Source organism: Duganella sp. Dugasp78 (genome assembly GCF_059491455.1).
In genome coordinates this window covers 1,391,566-1,407,181 of record NZ_CP168506.1, presented here as the reverse complement: position 1 = coordinate 1,407,181, position 15,616 = coordinate 1,391,566, and the positions used below count along the sequence as shown (strand labels likewise).

Annotated in this window: 19 protein-coding genes; 13 read left to right on the top strand and 6 right to left on the bottom strand. The window is 64.2% G+C overall.

From position 1 onward, the window contains the following. Positions 1–426 carry a gamma-butyrobetaine hydroxylase family protein gene (locus tag ACEN9O_RS06260; RefSeq protein WP_495616764.1) on the top strand — a complete coding sequence of 142 codons (426 nt, stop codon included), beginning with the start codon at positions 1–3 and terminating at the stop codon, positions 424–426. 5 nt (positions 427–431) lie between these two features. Here ACEN9O_RS06260 and ACEN9O_RS06255 read toward each other — a convergent pair whose 3' ends face one another. The 3 genes from ACEN9O_RS06255 to ACEN9O_RS06245 all read right to left on the bottom strand — a co-directional run bounded on the left by ACEN9O_RS06255 (position 432) and on the right by ACEN9O_RS06245 (position 1,717). After that, positions 432–722 (bottom strand): hypothetical protein, encoded by a 291-nt coding sequence (locus ACEN9O_RS06255; RefSeq protein WP_495616763.1) that lies wholly within the window; start codon positions 720–722, stop codon positions 432–434. Then, positions 709–1,011 (bottom strand): PIN domain-containing protein, encoded by a 303-nt coding sequence (locus tag ACEN9O_RS06250; RefSeq protein ID WP_495616762.1) that lies wholly within the window; start codon positions 1,009–1,011, stop codon positions 709–711. Before ACEN9O_RS06250 ends, ACEN9O_RS06255 begins: the two co-directional genes overlap by 14 nt. 328 nt (positions 1,012–1,339) lie before the next feature. Then, positions 1,340–1,717, bottom strand: a complete 378-nt coding sequence (locus tag ACEN9O_RS06245) for a lysozyme inhibitor LprI family protein (RefSeq protein WP_495616761.1) — start codon at positions 1,715–1,717, stop codon at positions 1,340–1,342. A 105-nt stretch (positions 1,718–1,822) separates the two neighbouring features. Here ACEN9O_RS06245 and ubiE point away from each other — a divergent pair, with 105 nt between their 5' ends. The 10 genes from ubiE to ACEN9O_RS06195 all read left to right on the top strand — a co-directional run bounded on the left by ubiE (position 1,823) and on the right by ACEN9O_RS06195 (position 10,769). Beyond that, complete coding sequence (gene ubiE / locus ACEN9O_RS06240) at positions 1,823–2,557, top strand: bifunctional demethylmenaquinone methyltransferase/2-methoxy-6-polyprenyl-1,4-benzoquinol methylase UbiE (protein WP_495616760.1); 735 nt, start codon at positions 1,823–1,825, stop codon at positions 2,555–2,557. Between the two features lie 13 nt (positions 2,558–2,570). Further along, complete coding sequence (locus tag ACEN9O_RS06235; RefSeq protein ID WP_495616759.1) at positions 2,571–3,479, top strand: Tim44 domain-containing protein; 909 nt, start codon at positions 2,571–2,573, stop codon at positions 3,477–3,479. A gap of 140 nt (positions 3,480–3,619) precedes the next feature. Then, on the top strand, positions 3,620–4,231 hold the full coding sequence (locus tag ACEN9O_RS06230) for a ubiquinone biosynthesis accessory factor UbiJ (protein WP_495616758.1): 612 nt from the start codon (positions 3,620–3,622) through the stop codon (positions 4,229–4,231). Further along, on the top strand, positions 4,228–5,796 hold the full coding sequence (ubiB, locus tag ACEN9O_RS06225; protein WP_495616757.1) for a ubiquinone biosynthesis regulatory protein kinase UbiB: 1,569 nt from the start codon (positions 4,228–4,230) through the stop codon (positions 5,794–5,796). The genes ACEN9O_RS06230 and ubiB overlap by 4 nt, the downstream gene beginning before the upstream one ends. Before the next feature lie 131 nt (positions 5,797–5,927). After that, positions 5,928–6,542 (top strand): methyltransferase domain-containing protein, encoded by a 615-nt coding sequence (locus ACEN9O_RS06220; protein WP_495616756.1) that lies wholly within the window; start codon positions 5,928–5,930, stop codon positions 6,540–6,542. 56 nt (positions 6,543–6,598) lie between these two features. After that, positions 6,599–6,880 carry an FmdB family zinc ribbon protein gene (locus ACEN9O_RS06215; protein WP_495616755.1) on the top strand — a complete coding sequence of 94 codons (282 nt, stop codon included), beginning with the start codon at positions 6,599–6,601 and terminating at the stop codon, positions 6,878–6,880. A 44-nt stretch (positions 6,881–6,924) separates the two neighbouring features. Continuing rightward, positions 6,925–7,542, top strand: coding sequence for a DUF502 domain-containing protein (locus ACEN9O_RS06210; RefSeq protein ID WP_495616754.1), 618 nt, complete (start codon positions 6,925–6,927; stop codon positions 7,540–7,542). 48 nt (positions 7,543–7,590) lie between these two features. Next, positions 7,591–9,390, top strand: coding sequence for an aspartate--tRNA ligase (aspS, locus tag ACEN9O_RS06205; protein WP_495618431.1), 1,800 nt, complete (start codon positions 7,591–7,593; stop codon positions 9,388–9,390). 48 nt (positions 9,391–9,438) lie between these two features. After that, positions 9,439–9,891 (top strand): dihydroneopterin triphosphate diphosphatase, encoded by a 453-nt coding sequence (gene nudB / locus ACEN9O_RS06200; protein WP_495616753.1) that lies wholly within the window; start codon positions 9,439–9,441, stop codon positions 9,889–9,891. A gap of 62 nt (positions 9,892–9,953) precedes the next feature. After that, a complete protein-coding gene (locus ACEN9O_RS06195) occupies positions 9,954–10,769 on the top strand; it encodes an endonuclease/exonuclease/phosphatase family protein (RefSeq protein ID WP_495616752.1) in 816 nt (271 codons plus the stop codon). 15 nt (positions 10,770–10,784) lie between these two features. Here the strand turns inward: ACEN9O_RS06195 and ACEN9O_RS06190 are convergent, their stop codons facing one another. Beyond that, positions 10,785–11,582 carry a substrate-binding periplasmic protein gene (locus ACEN9O_RS06190; RefSeq protein WP_495616751.1) on the bottom strand — a complete coding sequence of 266 codons (798 nt, stop codon included), beginning with the start codon at positions 11,580–11,582 and terminating at the stop codon, positions 10,785–10,787. An 87-nt stretch (positions 11,583–11,669) separates the two neighbouring features. Here ACEN9O_RS06190 and clsB point away from each other — a divergent pair, with 87 nt between their 5' ends. Together clsB and ACEN9O_RS06180 are read left to right on the top strand one after the other, a co-directional pair. Then, positions 11,670–12,833 (top strand): cardiolipin synthase ClsB, encoded by a 1,164-nt coding sequence (clsB, locus tag ACEN9O_RS06185; protein ID WP_495616750.1) that lies wholly within the window; start codon positions 11,670–11,672, stop codon positions 12,831–12,833. Further along, entirely contained in the window at positions 12,830–13,213 is a 384-nt protein-coding gene (locus tag ACEN9O_RS06180; protein ID WP_495616749.1) for an RNA-binding S4 domain-containing protein, read from the top strand. The genes clsB and ACEN9O_RS06180 overlap by 4 nt, the downstream gene beginning before the upstream one ends. Before the next feature lie 3 nt (positions 13,214–13,216). Here ACEN9O_RS06180 and ACEN9O_RS06175 read toward each other — a convergent pair whose 3' ends face one another. Together ACEN9O_RS06175 and ACEN9O_RS06170 are read right to left on the bottom strand one after the other, a co-directional pair. Beyond that, positions 13,217–14,542 carry an MFS transporter gene (locus ACEN9O_RS06175; protein WP_495616748.1) on the bottom strand — a complete coding sequence of 442 codons (1,326 nt, stop codon included), beginning with the start codon at positions 14,540–14,542 and terminating at the stop codon, positions 13,217–13,219. A gap of 11 nt (positions 14,543–14,553) precedes the next feature. Continuing rightward, positions 14,554–15,573 carry a LacI family DNA-binding transcriptional regulator gene (locus tag ACEN9O_RS06170; protein ID WP_495616747.1) on the bottom strand — a complete coding sequence of 340 codons (1,020 nt, stop codon included), beginning with the start codon at positions 15,571–15,573 and terminating at the stop codon, positions 14,554–14,556. Positions 15,574–15,616: the final 43 nt, after the last annotated feature.

Sequence of the window (15,616 nt, the reverse complement as noted above, 5' to 3'; positions counted from 1 at the left end):
ATGAGCAAGCAACCCACCGGCCTGACCGTCCACAACAAATCCAAAGTGCTGGACATCGAATTTGACGACGGTGCCTCGTTCTCGATTCCGTTCGAGCTGCTGCGCGTGTATTCGCCGTCGGCCGAGGTGAAGGGGCACGGGGAAGGGCAGGAGGTTCTGCAAGTGGGCAAGCGCGAGGTGGGCATCGCGGCGATGGACCCGGTGGGCAACTATGCGGTGCAGCCGACCTTCACAGACGGCCACAACACGGGTTTGTACACCTGGGATTACTTGTACAAACTGGGCAATGAAAAAGAAGCCTTGTGGGCCAACTACATGGATCGCCTGCACGCTTCAGGCTTCGAGGGCGACAGCGGCCGCGAAACCGGCGTCACGCTGACCGGCCCCGGTGCACAGAACCACAAGGGCTGTGGCCACAAGCACTAAGCTTCTCAGCGCGTGACGTGCTCACGTAGCACGTAGGCGAAGATGGCCCGCACACGCAGAGGTAGCTCGCGCAGTGCCTCGATATTAATGGATGGGGCGGGGCTGGAGGACGGCGGTTCAAAAGCCGGTCTTCGGGTTTCTCCCCAATCCTTGTACGGCGACATTTCTACTTGTCGTTTGCGTTCCGCCCTGTCTCGCGCGATCTCATCATGCAGCGCATCTATCTCGGCTCGTGACTTTTCGTCAAGTTCTGGAATTTCCAAGTCGGGAGGAATTTCCACGTCATATATTCTCATAGCGATTCTCCATCAGTTCAAAGGGTGTTACCAGTTCGGGGAGATGAAGCCTCTGTGCGTTGATCAGTATCCTTAGAAGTCGAAGTTGCCCGGCGTTGGCGATGTCCCGGCAATTCCATGTGAGCAGAATTTCGCTTCGGTTCTGCGCGGCACAGGCGATGTGCTCGGCGGATTTCATGGCTCTTGCGTTTAGACCGCCTCCGCAGATCAAAAGTTCGGCAATCCCTTCCGTTCGACCGCCATCGGGTAGCCGGGGCAAAAATTCAATCTTTCTCAGGCGGCGTGCCATGCTAAGCGGATCGCCGTGCTTTATTTCTGCGATGACGTACTCGGAAACATACGTGTGGGTTGCGTCGCAGCGGGTATCCCACCAAAGCTGGGTCAGCTGCTGACAGGCACGGATGATCGGATTCGGACTGGCGGATCGGTCAGGTGCAAAATGACGGAAGTATCGAGGTAGACGGTGGGCGACATGGGATAACCTCTGATGGCTTCAGCCAGATTAGCCCGTCCATTTGGCGGCGGCTTCGGCTACGGACGGCACCATCAAGCCCGATCCGGGCCTGTGGAAGGGGCTGGAGTGGCGCCACTTGCCGGCGCGGTAAGCGCCGTGGGAATTAGTCCTTCAGCCGGCTGTTCTGGCAGCCCGAGCTGGAGCACTCGCGCAGGCGGTCCTGCAGGAACTGGGCGCGCTTGATCGTGGTGTTGGCAGCGCAATCGAGGTTGACGTAGAAATCGTTGGCCTCGCGCTTGGAGCAGCTCTTGTTGCGCTGTTCGATCCAGCCCAGCTGACCGGCCTTGAGCGCCTTCTTGCCGTCGGCGTCCAGCTTGGCGCTGAGGTTTTTGTAGTTCTCGTTGAGTTCCTTGTCCGCCTCCTGGTACACCTTGTTCAGGCAATACAGATCGTCGAAATCATTCTTCGGCTTGTCGCAGGCGGAGTTGGCGAAGGCTGCGCCCGATGCGCAGAACAGCAATGCAGCAATTACTTTTTTCATCGTGGGTATCCCGGTTTATGTGAGTTGCTGATTTTGCCATAGTTGCGGGCCGCCCTCAATGCGGCCAGCTTGTATAATGCAGGCAAACTAACAGGCCTGCCTACCATGACCAATACCACTCACTTCGGTTACAAAACCGTCGCGGAAGACGACAAAGTCCGCGAAGTCGCCAAGGTTTTCCATTCTGTCGCCGCCAAGTACGACATCATGAACGACGTCATGTCGGCCGGCCTGCACCGCATATGGAAGATGTTCACCATCGCCAACGCCGCCGTGCGCCCCGGTTTCAAGTGCCTGGACATCGCCGGCGGCACCGGCGACCTGGCCAAGGTGTTCGCCAAACAAGCCGGCCCGACCGGCGAAGTCTGGCTCACCGACATCAACGAGTCGATGCTGCGCGTCGGCCGCGACCGTCTCTTGAATCGCGGCCTGCTGACCCCCACCTTGTTGTGCGACGCCGAGAAGCTGCCATTCCCGGACAACTACTTCGACCGCGTCAGCGTCGCCTTCGGCCTGCGCAACATGACCCACAAGGACCAGGCGCTGGCGGAAATGCGCCGTGTGCTCAAGCCGGGCGGCAAGCTGCTGGTGCTGGAATTCTCGAAGGTGGCGGAGCCGCTGCAAAAGCCCTACGACATCTACTCGTTCAAGGTGCTGCCGTGGATGGGCCAGAAGATCGCCGGCGACGCCGAAAGCTATCGCTACCTGGCCGAGTCGATCCGCATGCATCCGGACCAGGAAACGCTGAAGACCATGATGGAAGAGGCGGGCCTGGAACGCGTTACGTATTACAACCTGACGGCAGGTGTGGCCGCTTTACACACCGGTATCAAACTGTAGTCATAGGAACAGCATGTACATCAAGAAAATCCTGATCGGCGCCGTACTGGCCGTCTCCGCGCTGTCGATGCTGGGCGAGGCGACCGCCCGTCCGATGGGCGGCGGACGAACGATCGGACGTCAATCGCAAAACGTCAGCCGCATGCCGCCGGCCACCGCGCCGGCGCCAGCGCCGCGCCAGGCCGCGCCCGCGCCTGCACCGGCTGCTCCGCCGGCCGCGATGCCGCCGAAGCCAGCCAGTCCATGGAAAGGCATCCTGGGCGGTGCGCTGCTGGGCCTGGGCATCGGCGCCTTGTTCTCGCACTTCGGTCTGGGTGGCGCCTTGGGTGGTTTTTTCGGCTCGCTGATCATGCTGGCGCTGCTGGCCGGCGTGGTGCTCTTCGTCATTCGCCTGATCCGCGGCCGCTCGCAGCCTGCGCCGGCTGCATTTGGTGGCAATAATGTGTACGCGATGCCGTCCTCCAGCGGCACGCCGGAGATCGGCTCGCGCCTGCAGCCTGAGCCAGTGCAGCAAGCCGTCGCGCCGGTCGCCCACACGCCATGGGGCGTGCCGGCCGACTTCGACGCGCCGTCCTTCCTGCGCGTGGCCAAGAGCAATTTCATCCGCCTGCAAGCGGCCTGGGACAAGGGCGATTCGGCCGACATCCGCGAATTCACCACGCCCGAGGTGTTTGCCGAACTGAAGATGCAGATCAGCGAGCGCGGCGCGCAAAAGGATTACACCGACGTCGTCACCATCGACGCCGAGCTGCTGGGCATCGAAACCAGCGACAGCGACTACCTGGCCAGCGTCAAGTTCACCGGCACCATCAAGCCCGCGCCGGATGCGCTGGCCGAGCCGTTCAACGAGGTCTGGAACCTGTCCAAGCCGGTTTCCGGTGCCAGCGGCTGGATGCTGGCCGGTATCCAACAGCTGGCGTAAAACCCCGCAGGGCCGAAGAGGGTCAGACCCATAGGGTCTGACCCCGGCGGCGGCGCTGCGGTTTAGGGGTAAAGCCCGGCAAACTGGTAAGATCAAGGCCGCCCGTATTTCCGGGCGGTTTTGTTTTAAACGGCGAAAGTATGATTTTTCTGAATCCAAGCAATTTCACCGCTGCGGCGCCGGCCAGCGCCGCCATCAATCACTTGCTGGCGCAGGAGCCGTGGGCGCGCAAGGAGTTGCTGCGCCACGCCGGCAAGATCGCCGCCATCGACACCGGCGCCGTCGTGCTGCGCCTGCGCGTGACCGCCGACGGCATGCTGGAAGCCGCGCCGCCCGAAGAGCCGGCCCGCGTCACCATCCGTGTCAAGCTGTCCGACCTGCCGCTGATCGCGCAGAACCGCGAGCGCGCCTTTTCCTACGTGCAGATCGAGGGCGACGCCGAATTCGCCAACGCCATCTCCAACCTGAGCAAGTCGCTGCGTTGGGAAGCCGAGCACGACCTGGAAAAAGTGGTGGGCCCGATCGCCGCCGTGCGTGTGGTGTCCGGCGCCAGGTCGGTATTTGAAGCGGTCAGGAACGGCCACCAGAAGCTGGCCGAAAACGTCGCCGAATTCCTGCTCGATGAAAAACCTGTGCTGATCCGCCCGCAAACGGTGGAAGCCTTCTCGGCCGACGTGGTGCGCCTGCGCGACGACGTCGAGCGCGCCGCCAAGCGCCTGGCCAAACTGGAACAGAAACTGGATCCCAAATGATGTTGAAATTCTTACGCCTGCTGAAGATCCTGCGGGTATCGGTGCAATACGGCCTCGACGAAATCGCCATCTCCGGCCTGAAAAAACCGCGCATCGCCAAGCTGATCGACACGGCGTTCTTCTGGCGCGACCTGTCGGCGCCGCGCGGCGTGCGCCTGCGCATGGCGCTGGAAGACCTGGGGCCGATCTTCGTCAAGTTCGGCCAGGTGCTGTCGACCCGGCGCGACCTGATCCCGGCCGACCTGGTCGAGGAACTGTCGCGCCTGCAGGACCGCGTGCCGCCGTTTGATTCCGACCTGGCCATCGCGCAGATCCGCAAGTCGCTGGGCGCCCATCCCGACCAGCTGTTCGCCAGCTTCGAGCGCACGCCGGTGGCGTCGGCCTCGATCGCGCAGGTGCACTTCGCCACGCTCAAGGACGGCAAGCAGGTGGCGGTCAAGGTGCTGCGTCCGGGCATGAAGAAGTCGATCGACGAGGACGTCGCGCTGATGCACATCGCGGCCGAATGGATAGGCCGCATCTGGGCCGACAGCAAGCGCCTGAAGCCGAAGGAAGTGGTCGCCGAGTTCGACAAATACCTGCACGACGAGCTGGACCTGATGCGCGAGGCCGCCAACGCCAGCCAGCTGCGCCGTAACTTCGCCGACTCCAAGCTGCTGCTGGTGCCGGAGATGTACTGGGATTACTGCTCCAGCAGCGTGATCGTGATGGAGCGCATGCACGGCATCCCGGTGTCGCAGATCGATCGCCTGGAAGCGGCCGGCGTCGACCTGAAAAAACTGTCGAGCGACGGCGTCGAGATCTTCTTCACGCAGGTGTTCCGCGACGGCTTCTTCCACGCCGATATGCATCCGGGGAACATCCTGGTGTCGATCGATCCGCAGACCTTCGGTCGCTACATCGCGCTCGACTTCGGCATCGTCGGCACGCTCAACGACTTCGACAAGGATTACCTGTCGCAGAACTTCCTGGCCTTCTTCCGCCGCGACTACAAGCGCGTGGCCGAGGCCCACATCGAGTCCGGCTGGGCGCCCAAGGAAACCCGGGTCGACGAGCTGGAGTCCGCCGTGCGCGCCTGCTGCGAGCCGATCTTCGACCGGCCGCTGAAGGACATCTCCTTCGGCCAGATCCTGCTGCGCCTGTTCCAGACCTCGCGCCGCTTCAACGTCGAAGTGCAGCCGCAACTGGTGCTGCTGCAAAAGACGCTGCTCAATATCGAAGGCCTGGGCCGCCAGCTCGACCCCGACCTGGACTTGTGGAAGACCGCCAAGCCCTACCTGGAAAACTGGATGGGCGAGCAGGTCGGCTGGCAGGGCATGTGGCAGCGCCTGAAGGCGGAAGCGCCGCGCTACACCCACATCCTGCCGCAGCTGCCGCGCCTGTTGCATCGCGCGCTGGAGCAGCAGGGCGAGCGGCCGTCCGACAACACTGAACTGATCAAGGTGCTGATCCACGAACAGCAGCGCACCAACCGCTTGCTGGGCCTGGTGATTTACTTTGCCGGCGCCTTCGGCATCGGCGTGGCGGGCTACCAGCTGTACCTGCGCTGGCATCACTTCGTCTGAGCAAATCCCCGTCGTTCCCGCGAAAGCGGCGGTCCGCCGTCGCGGAATCGATGCTGAGCATGCTGAGCCGGAGCAGTATGGATTCCCGCTTTCGCGGGAATGACGAATTAACACTTATTTGATATATATCTATGGTGGACTTTACGCAACGCGACCCCATGTCGCCTGCCTTCTGGGATGAGCGCTTCGAGCGCCGGTTCACGCCCTGGGACCGGGGCGGCGTGCCGCAGGCGCTGCGCGACTTCACCGCCGCCAGCGCGCCGCTGACCACGCTGATACCGGGCTGCGGCTCGGCCTACGAGCTGGCCTTCCTGGCCGACGCCGGCTGGGACGCGGTGGCCATCGATTTTTCGCCGGCCGCGGTGGCGGCGGGCAAGGCGGCGGTCGGGCCGCACGCGGCGCGCGTGGTCGAGGCGGATTTCTTTACCTGGCAGCCGCAGCGGCCCTTGCAGCTGATCTACGAGCGCGCCTTCCTGTGCGCCTTGCCGCGCGCGATGCGGCCGCAGGTGGCGGCGCGCTGGGCGGCCTTGCTGGCGCCGGGCGCGCTGCTGGCCGGCTACTTCTTCTTCGACGAGGCGCCCAAGGGCCCGCCGTTCGGCATCACCCGTGGCGAGCTGCAAGCCTTGCTGGAGGCCGACTTCGAGTGCATCGCCGACGATGCCGTCAGCGATTCCATCCCCGTGTTCGAGGGCAAGGAACGTTGGATGATCTGGCGCCGCCGGGGCTTGTCCATCGGAAACAGGTAGGCGACCGGGAAAAAGCTTTATAATTCAGGGTTTTGATGATTTTTGCGGAGTAATAGATGCCGATCTACGCCTACCGCTGCGAGGCATGTGGTTTTGCCAAGGATGTCTTGCAGAAGATTTCCGACCCGCAGCTCACCGTTTGCCTGTCGTGCGGCAAGGAAACGTTTAAGAAACAATTGACCGCTGCCGGCTTCCAGTTGAAGGGTTCCGGCTGGTATGTGACCGATTTCCGTGGCGGCACGCCGCCGGCGACCGGCACCGCGCCGGCCGCGCCTGCGCCGACGGAGACGCCGGCCGCCGCGCCAGCAGCGCCAGCGCCCGGCACAAAGTCGGACTGACCCGCGGAAACACGCCGCAGCACCACCCACTCGAAGAGTAATCGATGCGTAAATATTTCATTACCGGCTTGCTGATCCTGGTGCCCCTGGCGATTACCGCCTGGGTGCTGAACCTGGTCATCAGCACCATGGACCAGTCCCTGCTGTTCGTGCCGGAACGCTGGCAGCCGCGTACCCTGATCGGCTTCGATATTCCCGGCCTGGGCACGCTGCTGACGATCCTGATCGTGTTCCTGACCGGCCTGCTGACCAACAACCTGGTCGGCAACTACGTGGTCAAGCTGTGGGAAAAACTGCTGACCCGCATCCCGGTCGTCAGTTCGCTGTATTCCAGCGTCAAGCAGGTGTCCGACACGCTGTTCTCGTCGTCCGGCAATGCCTTCCGCAAGGCGGTGCTGATCCCGTACCCGCACCAGAACTCGTACACCATCGCCTTCCTCACCGGCACCCCCGGCGGCGACGTCAAGAACCACCTGGTCGGCGACTATGTCAGCGTCTACATCCCGACCACGCCGAACCCGACGTCGGGCTTTTTCCTGATGATGGCGCGCAAGGACGTGGTCGAGCTCGACATGTCCGTGGACGCGGCACTGAAGTACATCGTATCGATGGGGGTGGTGGCGCCGGAAGACGCGCCCAAGTCCATCGAGATCGCCAAATAAAGATTAACTGAGTAACTTAACCTGAACCGAGAAATAAACATGTCCTCAATGCGTACTCACTACTGCGGCCTCACCACTGAAGCGCTGCTTGGCCAAACTGTCAGCCTGTGCGGCTGGGTACATCGTCGCCGCGACCACGGTGGCGTGATCTTCATCGACCTGCGCGACCGCGAAGGCCTGGTGCAGATCGTGTGCAATCCGGAGCAGGCTGAGGTATTCAAGGCCGCCGAAGCCGTGCGTAACGAGTTCTGCCTGCGCGTCACCGGTGTGGTCAAGGACCGCCTGGCCGGCACCGTCAACGCCAACCTGGCGTCGGGCAAGATCGAAGTGGTGTGCTCGCAGCTGGAAGTGCTGAACCCTTCCGTTGCCGTGCCGTTCCAGCTGGACGACGACAACCTGTCGGAAACCACCCGCCTGACCCACCGCGTGCTGGACCTGCGTCGTCCACAGATGCAGAACAACCTGCGCCTGCGCTACAAGGTCACGATGGAAGTGCGCAAGTACCTCGACGATCTGGGCTTCATCGATATCGAAACCCCGATGCTGACCAAGTCGACCCCGGAAGGCGCGCGCGACTACCTGGTGCCCTCGCGCGTCAACGCCGGCAACTTCTTCGCGCTGCCGCAATCGCCGCAGCTGTTCAAGCAGCTGCTGATGGTGGCCAACTTCGACCGCTACTACCAGATCACCAAGTGCTTCCGCGACGAAGACCTGCGCGCCGACCGCCAGCCGGAATTCACCCAGATCGACTGCGAGACCTCGTTCCTGACCGAGCAGGAAATCCGCGACCTGTTCGAAGACATGATCCGCAAGGTGTTCCGCAACACCATGAACGTCGAGCTGCCTAACCCGTTCCCGGTGATGGACTTCGCCGAAGCGATGGGCAAGTACGGTTCGGACAAGCCGGACATGCGCGTCAAGCTGGAATTCACCGACCTGACCGAAGTGATGAAGGACGTCGACTTCAAGGTCTTCTCGGGCGCCGCCAACCTGCCTAACGGCCGTGTGGTGGGCCTGCGCGTACCGAAGGGCGGCGACATGCCACGTTCGGAAATCGACGCTTACACCCAGTTCGTCGCCATCTACGGCGCGCGCGGCCTGGCGTACATCAAGGTCAACGAGAAGGCCAAGGGCCGCGACGGTCTGCAATCGCCTATCGTCAAGAACCTGCACGACGCCGCGCTGGCCAAGGTGCTGGAACTGACCGGTGCCGAAGACGGCGACCTGATCTTCTTCGGTGCGGATAAAGCCAAGGTGGTCAACGACGCCATCGGCGCGCTGCGCGTCAAGATCGGCCATTCTGAATTCGGCAAGAAGGCCGGCCTGTTCGACGACGTCTGGGCGCCGCTGTGGGTGATCGACTTCCCGATGTTCGAATACGACGAGGAAGCCGACCGCTGGACCGCGACCCACCATCCGTTCACCGCGCCGAAGGACGGCCACGAAGACTGGCTGGAAACCAATCCGGGCGCCTGCATCGCCAAGGCCTACGACATGGTGCTGAACGGCTGGGAACTGGGTGGCGGTTCGATCCGTATCCACCGCGAGGAAGTGCAGTCGAAAGTGTTCCGCGCATTGAAGATCGACGCCGACGAAGCCCGCCTGAAGTTCGGCTTCCTGCTGGACGCGCTGCAATACGGCGCGCCGCCGCACGGTGGCCTGGCATTCGGCCTGGACCGTATCGTGACGCTGATGACCAAGTCCGATTCGATCCGCGATGTGATCGCCTTCCCGAAAACCCAGCGCGCCCAGGATCTGCTGACTCAGGCGCCGTCGGAAGTGGATGAGAAGCAGTTGAAAGAACTGCACATCCGTCTGCGCGCGGCCGAGCCAAAAGTGGCAAGCTAATTTTTGCAATGGAAAGGGCGCTTCGGCGCCTTTTCTTTTATCCGAACCATGAAGCCTTACAAGATTCCCGAGTCGGTGCTGGTGGTGATCCACACGGCCGACCTGCAAGTGCTGCTGATCGAACGCGCCGACCGTCCCGGCTACTGGCAATCGGTGACCGGCTCGCTGGACGCGCTTGACGAGCCGTTGATGGAGACGGCGCGCCGCGAACTGTTCGAGGAAACCGGCATCGTCGCCGACGGCGAGACCATCGTGCTGCGCGACTGGCGGCTGTCCAACATCTACACGATTTATCCGGTGTGGCGCCACCGCTACGCGCCCGGCGTGACGGAAAATACCGAGCACGTCTTCAGCGTCGAAGTCCCGCGCGACATCGCCATCAAGCTGGCCCCGCGCGAGCACCTGAACCACGTCTGGCTGCCCTACCTGGAGGCCGCCGACAAATGCTTCTCCTCCTCCAACGCCGAAGCCGTACTTCAGCTACCCCAGCAGATCCGCTGAACGCAGGGCGCTATGTGCGGCGGCGTACGCCAAGATCCCGGACTCAGGGTTAGAATAGACGGATGAAAATCCGTGTCGCCACCTACAACATCCACAAGGGCGTATCCGCCATCCGCAGCGAGCCGCGGGTGCTGGCGCTCAAGCAGGCGATCGGCCTGTTCGACGCCGATGTGGTTTTTTTGCAAGAGGTGCAGGGCAAGCATGACCTGAACGCGGCCAAGTACGGCGCCGAACATTTCGGCCACAAGCACTGGCCTGCCGCCGCGCAGCACGAGTATTTTGCCGGCGAGTCGCGCCACGCCCATGCCGCCTATGGCATGAACGCGATCTACGACCACGGCCATCACGGCAACGCGCTGCTGAGCGCCTTCCCGATCGCCAACCAGGCCAACCACGACGTCTCCGACCACGCCTATGAACAGCGTGGCATCCTGCACTGCGTGCTGAACACGCCGCAGGGAGTGGTGCATTGCTATGTGGTGCACCTGGGCCTGTTCGAGGCGGGCCGCCGCCGCCAGACCCAGGCGCTGATCTCGGCCGTGCGCGCGTCCGCGCCCGACGGCGAGCCGGTCATCATCGCCGGCGATTTCAACGACTGGCGCAACACCCTCAGCGGCGAACTGCGCAACGCGCTCGGCGTGGTCGAGGCCTTCGACCAGATCGGCTCCAACTCCGCGCTCGACGAGATCGTGCGTACGCTGCGCGGCAAGCCCAGCGTCAACCCGGCGCGCACCTTTCCTGCGGCGCTGCCGTTCTTCCGGCTGGACCGCATCTACGTGCGCGGCTTCAAGGTCGAGGCGGCCGAGGTGATGCATGGCAGCCTGTGGGCCAAGCTCTCCGACCACGCGCCCATCGTCGCCAGCCTGGCGCTGGCCTGACTTATTGGCGGACCATTATTTGCGGCTCAGCGTCGCGCTGTCCAGCTTGACGTCCAGGCCTTGCAGGCTGGCGTTCAGCATGGCGATATTGGTCTTGTTGGCCACCAGCTCCTTGAGCCGCGCTTCAAACGCGTCGAGATAACGGGTGCAGGGGCTGAACTTGGAGAAGGCGTAGTAGTTCTTGTCCTCCGCCAGGAAGGGGCGCATCGCCACGATCTGCGCGTTGCGGTCGTGACGGGCCAGCCAGGCTTCGCCGGTGAACAGGCCGATGACGAAGTAGTCGATGCGGCCCAGGCCCAGCTTGCGGAAATTGCTGTCCGCGGTGCCCGATTCCTCCAGCCGCAAATGGGTGGCGGCAAACTGCGAAAACTCCTGGCCGAAGGTATTGCCCAGCGCGATGCCGCCCTTGTGGCTGGCCAGGTCTTGCCAGGTGTTGAAGATGAAGGCGCGCTGGCGCGGAACAAACACCGCCACCGGATTGGGGAACGCCGGCGTGCGCACAAAATCCAGATAGCGTTCGCGCTCGGGCTGGATTTTCAGGGTAGCCACCAGGTCGATCTTGCCGACCGCCGCGTTGGCCAGCACGCGCTTCCACGGGCCCACATAGCGCACTTCATAAGGGATTTTCAGGTCGGCCAGGATACGCGTGGCGAGGTCGACGCTGGGGCCGCGCAGGGTCTTGCCGTCGTACCAGTGCAGCGGCGGATAGTCGGGATCGGCGGACACCACTACCTTGGGACAATCGGCCTGGAGCTCGGCGGCGGTGGCCTGGGCCCAGCATACTGCCAGCATCATCACTAGACTACGGGTCATGCATCGTGCTCCGAGGGGGTTGCAATTTATTATAGACTTGTTTCCATGGACGCGCCTTATTTCAGCACTCAAGGGTAGAATCCCGCTATGCGCACCGTAAATTTTATCGCCGATAATGACGTCACCCTGCTCCACACGGGCACCGATTTCTTTCCGGCGCTGATAGCCGCGATCGACGCCGCCCGCTACGAGGTGTATTTCGAGACCTATATCTTTGCCGGCGACGACACCGGCACCGCCGTGCTGGCGGCGCTGGTCGGCGCCGCGCAGCGCGGTGTGCAGGTGCGCATGATCACCGACTGGTGGGGCACCGGCCGCCGCCAGATCAACGCCATGCATGCGAGGCTGGTCGAGGCCGGCGTCGAGCACCGCATCTTCAATCCCTGGTTCAGGCGCGGCGTCACCCGCACCCACCGCAAGATCTGCGTGGTCGACCGCGAGCTGGCCTTCGTCGGCGGCATCAACATCAACGACGATATGTACTGCGATTACAACCACGCGATCAGCCTGTCGGCGCCGCGCTGGGATTTCGCGGTGCAGGTGCGCGGGCCGCTGGTGGCGGCCATCCAGCTGGAGGCGCTGACCCAGTGGCGCCGGCTGGGCAAGCTGGGCATCATCAAGCGGATCGGCCTGTTCCGCGACATGCGCAAGGTGAACAGGATCGCCCGTGAAAATATGGTGCAGGCCGGCTTCGTGGTGCGCGACAATTTCCGCAACCGCCGCACCATCCAGCGCGCCTACATGCAGGCGCTGGGGCGTGCGCGCAAGAGCGTGCTGCTGGCCAATCCGTATTTCGCGCCGGGCGCCAGGTTCCGTCATGCGCTGGCGGCCGCCGCCCAGCGCGGGGTCGAGGTCACGCTGCTGATCGGCGTCGGCGAGATCTGGCTGCAGGACGCGGTCGCGCATTCCTTCTATCCGAAGCTGCTTGCGGCCGGCGTCAAAGTGGTGGAATATCACAAGACCCAGTTGCACGCCAAGGTGGCGGTGATCGACGACGACTGGGCCACCGTGGGTTCGAGCAATGTGGATGGCTTGAGCCTGTTTTTAAACCAGGAAGCGAACGTGGTGATCAAGGATGCGGTCTTCGCGCAGAACCTGCGCCGCTACATCGAGGCCGCCATCGCCGACGGCGTGGTGGTCGACTACGCCGACTTCGAGCATGTCGGCCGCTTCCGCCGCGTCGGCTACGAGATCGCGTTTTTCGCGTACAAGACGGCGATGCGGATATTCGCAGTGGGGAAATACGCTTGAGCGATAGTGTCAGACTGGATAAATGGCTGTGGGCCGCGCGCTTCTTTAAAACCCGCTCGCTGGCCACCGAGGCGGTCGACAGCGGCAAGGTCAAGCTGGGCGGCGACAAGGTCAAGCCGGCGCGCGCGGTGCGCATCGGCGACACGCTGGACATCGACAACGGCTCGGACCGCTGGGAGGTCGACGTGATGAACTTGTCCGACGTGCGGGCCGCCGCGCCCATCGCCCGCAACCTGTACGAAGAGACCGACGCCAGCGTGGCGCGGCGCGCCGCCGTGGCCGAGAACCGCCGCCTGTTCCGCGAACCGGGCGCGGACATCAAGGGCCGTCCCACCAAGCGCGACCGGCGCCAGCTGGGCAAGGCCGGCGGCTACGACTAGAGGCTAGAGGCGCGTCCGCAGGCGCGCCAGGCACAGCAGGCTCAACAGCGCGAACACGGCGCCGCTGAGCAGGGTCAGGCGGTAGTCGTGGCCGGACAGGTCGAGCACCGGCCCCTGCACGCCGCTGACCACGATATTGCCCAGCACGACCATCAAATCCTTGGTCGAGTTGTACTGCACGAACTGGGCCTTCGGAAACAGCGCCATCGGCAGCGACGCCGCCGCCGTGAACCAGGCGCCGGACACCACCACATGCGCCAGGTAAAACCAGGGGAAGCAGGCCGGGTCGCCCAGGCTCAGGTAGCCGAGCGCGGCGGCGACGCCATACGCGCCCATGATCAGGCTGGACACGCGCAGCGCGCCGTAGTGGTCCACCAGCCAGCCGATGCCGAAGGCGGAGGCGATCGAGACCGCGTAGCCATACGCCGTCAGCGTGCCCAGCGTCGCCTTCGGGATGCCGGACAGGTGGGCGTAGTACTGGTAGAAGGTATTGAACGGACTGAACGTGACGCTGGCCAGCATGAAGGCCGCCACCGCCCACAGGAAGGGCCGGTGGGCGAAGCAGGCCAGCACGTGGGCGCGCGGCACGGCCAGCGCGCGCCAGCCGGCCGCGCGCGGCGCGTTGGCGTGGTCGCCTGCGCCGGCACTGCAGGGCGGCTCCCGCACCATCAGGCACACCAGCAGCAGCGACACGCCGAACACCAGGCCGATGGCGACCAGGATCTCACTCAGGTAGTGGTCGGTCAGCGCGAACACCCAGGTGTTGAAGGCGATGCCGACGCCCAGCCCGACGATGCGGAAGGCGGCGTAGAAGCGGCCCAGCAATCCCTGCGGCACGACGTCGTTGACCAGGCCGGTGAACAGCGACACGGCGCTGATGCCGGCGCATTCGAAGATGGTCCAGAACAGGCTGAAGGCGGCCAGGTTGCACAGCCGGCGTCCCGGCGACAGCGCACCCAGCGCGGCGTCGGCCAGCGCCCCCAGCGCCGGCGAGCAGGCCAGGCCCAGCATGGCGGCGCAGCCCACCGGCGCCGCCACCAGCAGGAAGGGGCGGCGCCGCCCCCAGCGGCTGCGCAGGCGGTCCGAGTGGTAGCCGAGCAGCGGCACCAACAGCACGCTCAGCAGCGCTGGCACGGTCGACATCAGCAGCGAGGTGGTGGTGTCGGAGGCGCCGTTGCGGCGCAGCAGTTCCAGTCCGCTGGGCAGCGCGGCCCGTTCGCGGATCGAGATCGCCAGGTCGCCCACCAGCAGCCAGAACAGCACCGCCAGCAGGCCGGCCGAGGCGGCGGCCCAGGCGGCGCGTTTGCCGGCCAGGCCGGACCCGGGCACGGCGCCGTCCATCAGTCGGGCTGGCGCAGCGGCCCGGTGGAACTGCGCAGCACCAGCTGCATCGGGAAGCCGATGCGCCTGGCCTGCGGCTCGTCGCCCTGTATCAGCGCCAGCAGTTCGCTGACGGCGCGCGCCGCCATGTCGGCGTTGGGCTGGCGCATGGTGGTCAACGGCGGATGCACAAAGCTGGATGTCGCGATATCGTCGAAGCCGATCACCGAGATATCGTCTGGCACCTCGAGACCACGGCTGTGGATGGCGTCGATGACGCCGAAGCCGGTCTCGTCGTTGGCGGCAAAGATCGCGGTCGGCGGTACGTCCAACGACAGCAGTTTTTCGGCGGCCGCATAGCCGCCCGTCTGCGAGAAATTGCCGTCCAACGCCAGCGCCGGATCGGGCGTCACGCCGGCCGCCCGCAGCGCATCGTGGTAGCCCTTGAGCCGCTCGGCGCCTTGGCCGGTGCCGGCGGTGCCGCCGATGAAGGCGATGCGGCGGTGGCCCAGCGACAGCAGATGCTCGACCGCGGCGCGGGCGCCGGCGCGGTTTTCCACCACCACCACCGGCAGGCCGACCGGGCGCGCCTCGAAGCCCACAAACACGCAGGGCAGGTGCTGGCGCTCGAGCACGTCGAGGTAGCCGTCGGCCGCGTTCGGCAGCAGCACCACCAGGCCGGCGCACAGCTGGCTCAGCATGGCGCAGGTTTCCGCGCGGCTGGGCAGGTCGAAACGTTCGGCGTTGTACAGCAGGATGTCGTAACCCTGGCGCCGCGCCTCGTCGCTGATGGCCTTGGTGATTTCGTGCAGCACCAACGAGCCGTAGTGGTTGACGAACACGCCGATCAGTTTGCTTTTGTCGCCGCGCATGCGGCGCGCCATCATGTCGGGTGTGTAGTTCAGCTGCGCGGCCGCGGCCAGCACGCGCGTGCGCGCCGCCTCGGACACGTAGCCGTTGCCGCGGATCGCCCGCGAGGCGGTGATCGGCGAGACCCCGGCGATTTTCGCTACTTCACTGAGTTTGCTTGCTTTTGCCATGTGGTTACGATACCACATCCCCGGTGGCCGTTTGAAAATTTAA

Coding starts and splice junctions, on each gene's coding strand:
- ACEN9O_RS06260 (WP_495616764.1), top strand. CDS start 1: ATGAGCAAGCAACCCACCGGCCTGACCGTCCACAACAAATCCAAAGTG.
- ACEN9O_RS06255 (WP_495616763.1), bottom strand. CDS start 722: ATGAGAATATATGACGTGGAAATTCCTCCCGACTTGGAAATTCCAGAA.
- ACEN9O_RS06250 (WP_495616762.1), bottom strand. CDS start 1,011: ATGGCACGCCGCCTGAGAAAGATTGAATTTTTGCCCCGGCTACCCGAT.
- ACEN9O_RS06245 (WP_495616761.1), bottom strand. CDS start 1,717: ATGAAAAAAGTAATTGCTGCATTGCTGTTCTGCGCATCGGGCGCAGCC.
- ubiE (WP_495616760.1), top strand. CDS start 1,823: ATGACCAATACCACTCACTTCGGTTACAAAACCGTCGCGGAAGACGAC.
- ACEN9O_RS06235 (WP_495616759.1), top strand. CDS start 2,571: ATGTACATCAAGAAAATCCTGATCGGCGCCGTACTGGCCGTCTCCGCG.
- ACEN9O_RS06230 (WP_495616758.1), top strand. CDS start 3,620: ATGATTTTTCTGAATCCAAGCAATTTCACCGCTGCGGCGCCGGCCAGC.
- ubiB (WP_495616757.1), top strand. CDS start 4,228: ATGATGTTGAAATTCTTACGCCTGCTGAAGATCCTGCGGGTATCGGTG.
- ACEN9O_RS06220 (WP_495616756.1), top strand. CDS start 5,928: ATGGTGGACTTTACGCAACGCGACCCCATGTCGCCTGCCTTCTGGGAT.
- ACEN9O_RS06215 (WP_495616755.1), top strand. CDS start 6,599: ATGCCGATCTACGCCTACCGCTGCGAGGCATGTGGTTTTGCCAAGGAT.
- ACEN9O_RS06210 (WP_495616754.1), top strand. CDS start 6,925: ATGCGTAAATATTTCATTACCGGCTTGCTGATCCTGGTGCCCCTGGCG.
- aspS (WP_495618431.1), top strand. CDS start 7,591: ATGCGTACTCACTACTGCGGCCTCACCACTGAAGCGCTGCTTGGCCAA.
- nudB (WP_495616753.1), top strand. CDS start 9,439: ATGAAGCCTTACAAGATTCCCGAGTCGGTGCTGGTGGTGATCCACACG.
- ACEN9O_RS06195 (WP_495616752.1), top strand. CDS start 9,954: ATGAAAATCCGTGTCGCCACCTACAACATCCACAAGGGCGTATCCGCC.
- ACEN9O_RS06190 (WP_495616751.1), bottom strand. CDS start 11,582: ATGACCCGTAGTCTAGTGATGATGCTGGCAGTATGCTGGGCCCAGGCC.
- clsB (WP_495616750.1), top strand. CDS start 11,670: ATGCGCACCGTAAATTTTATCGCCGATAATGACGTCACCCTGCTCCAC.
- ACEN9O_RS06170 (WP_495616747.1), bottom strand. CDS start 15,573: ATGGCAAAAGCAAGCAAACTCAGTGAAGTAGCGAAAATCGCCGGGGTC.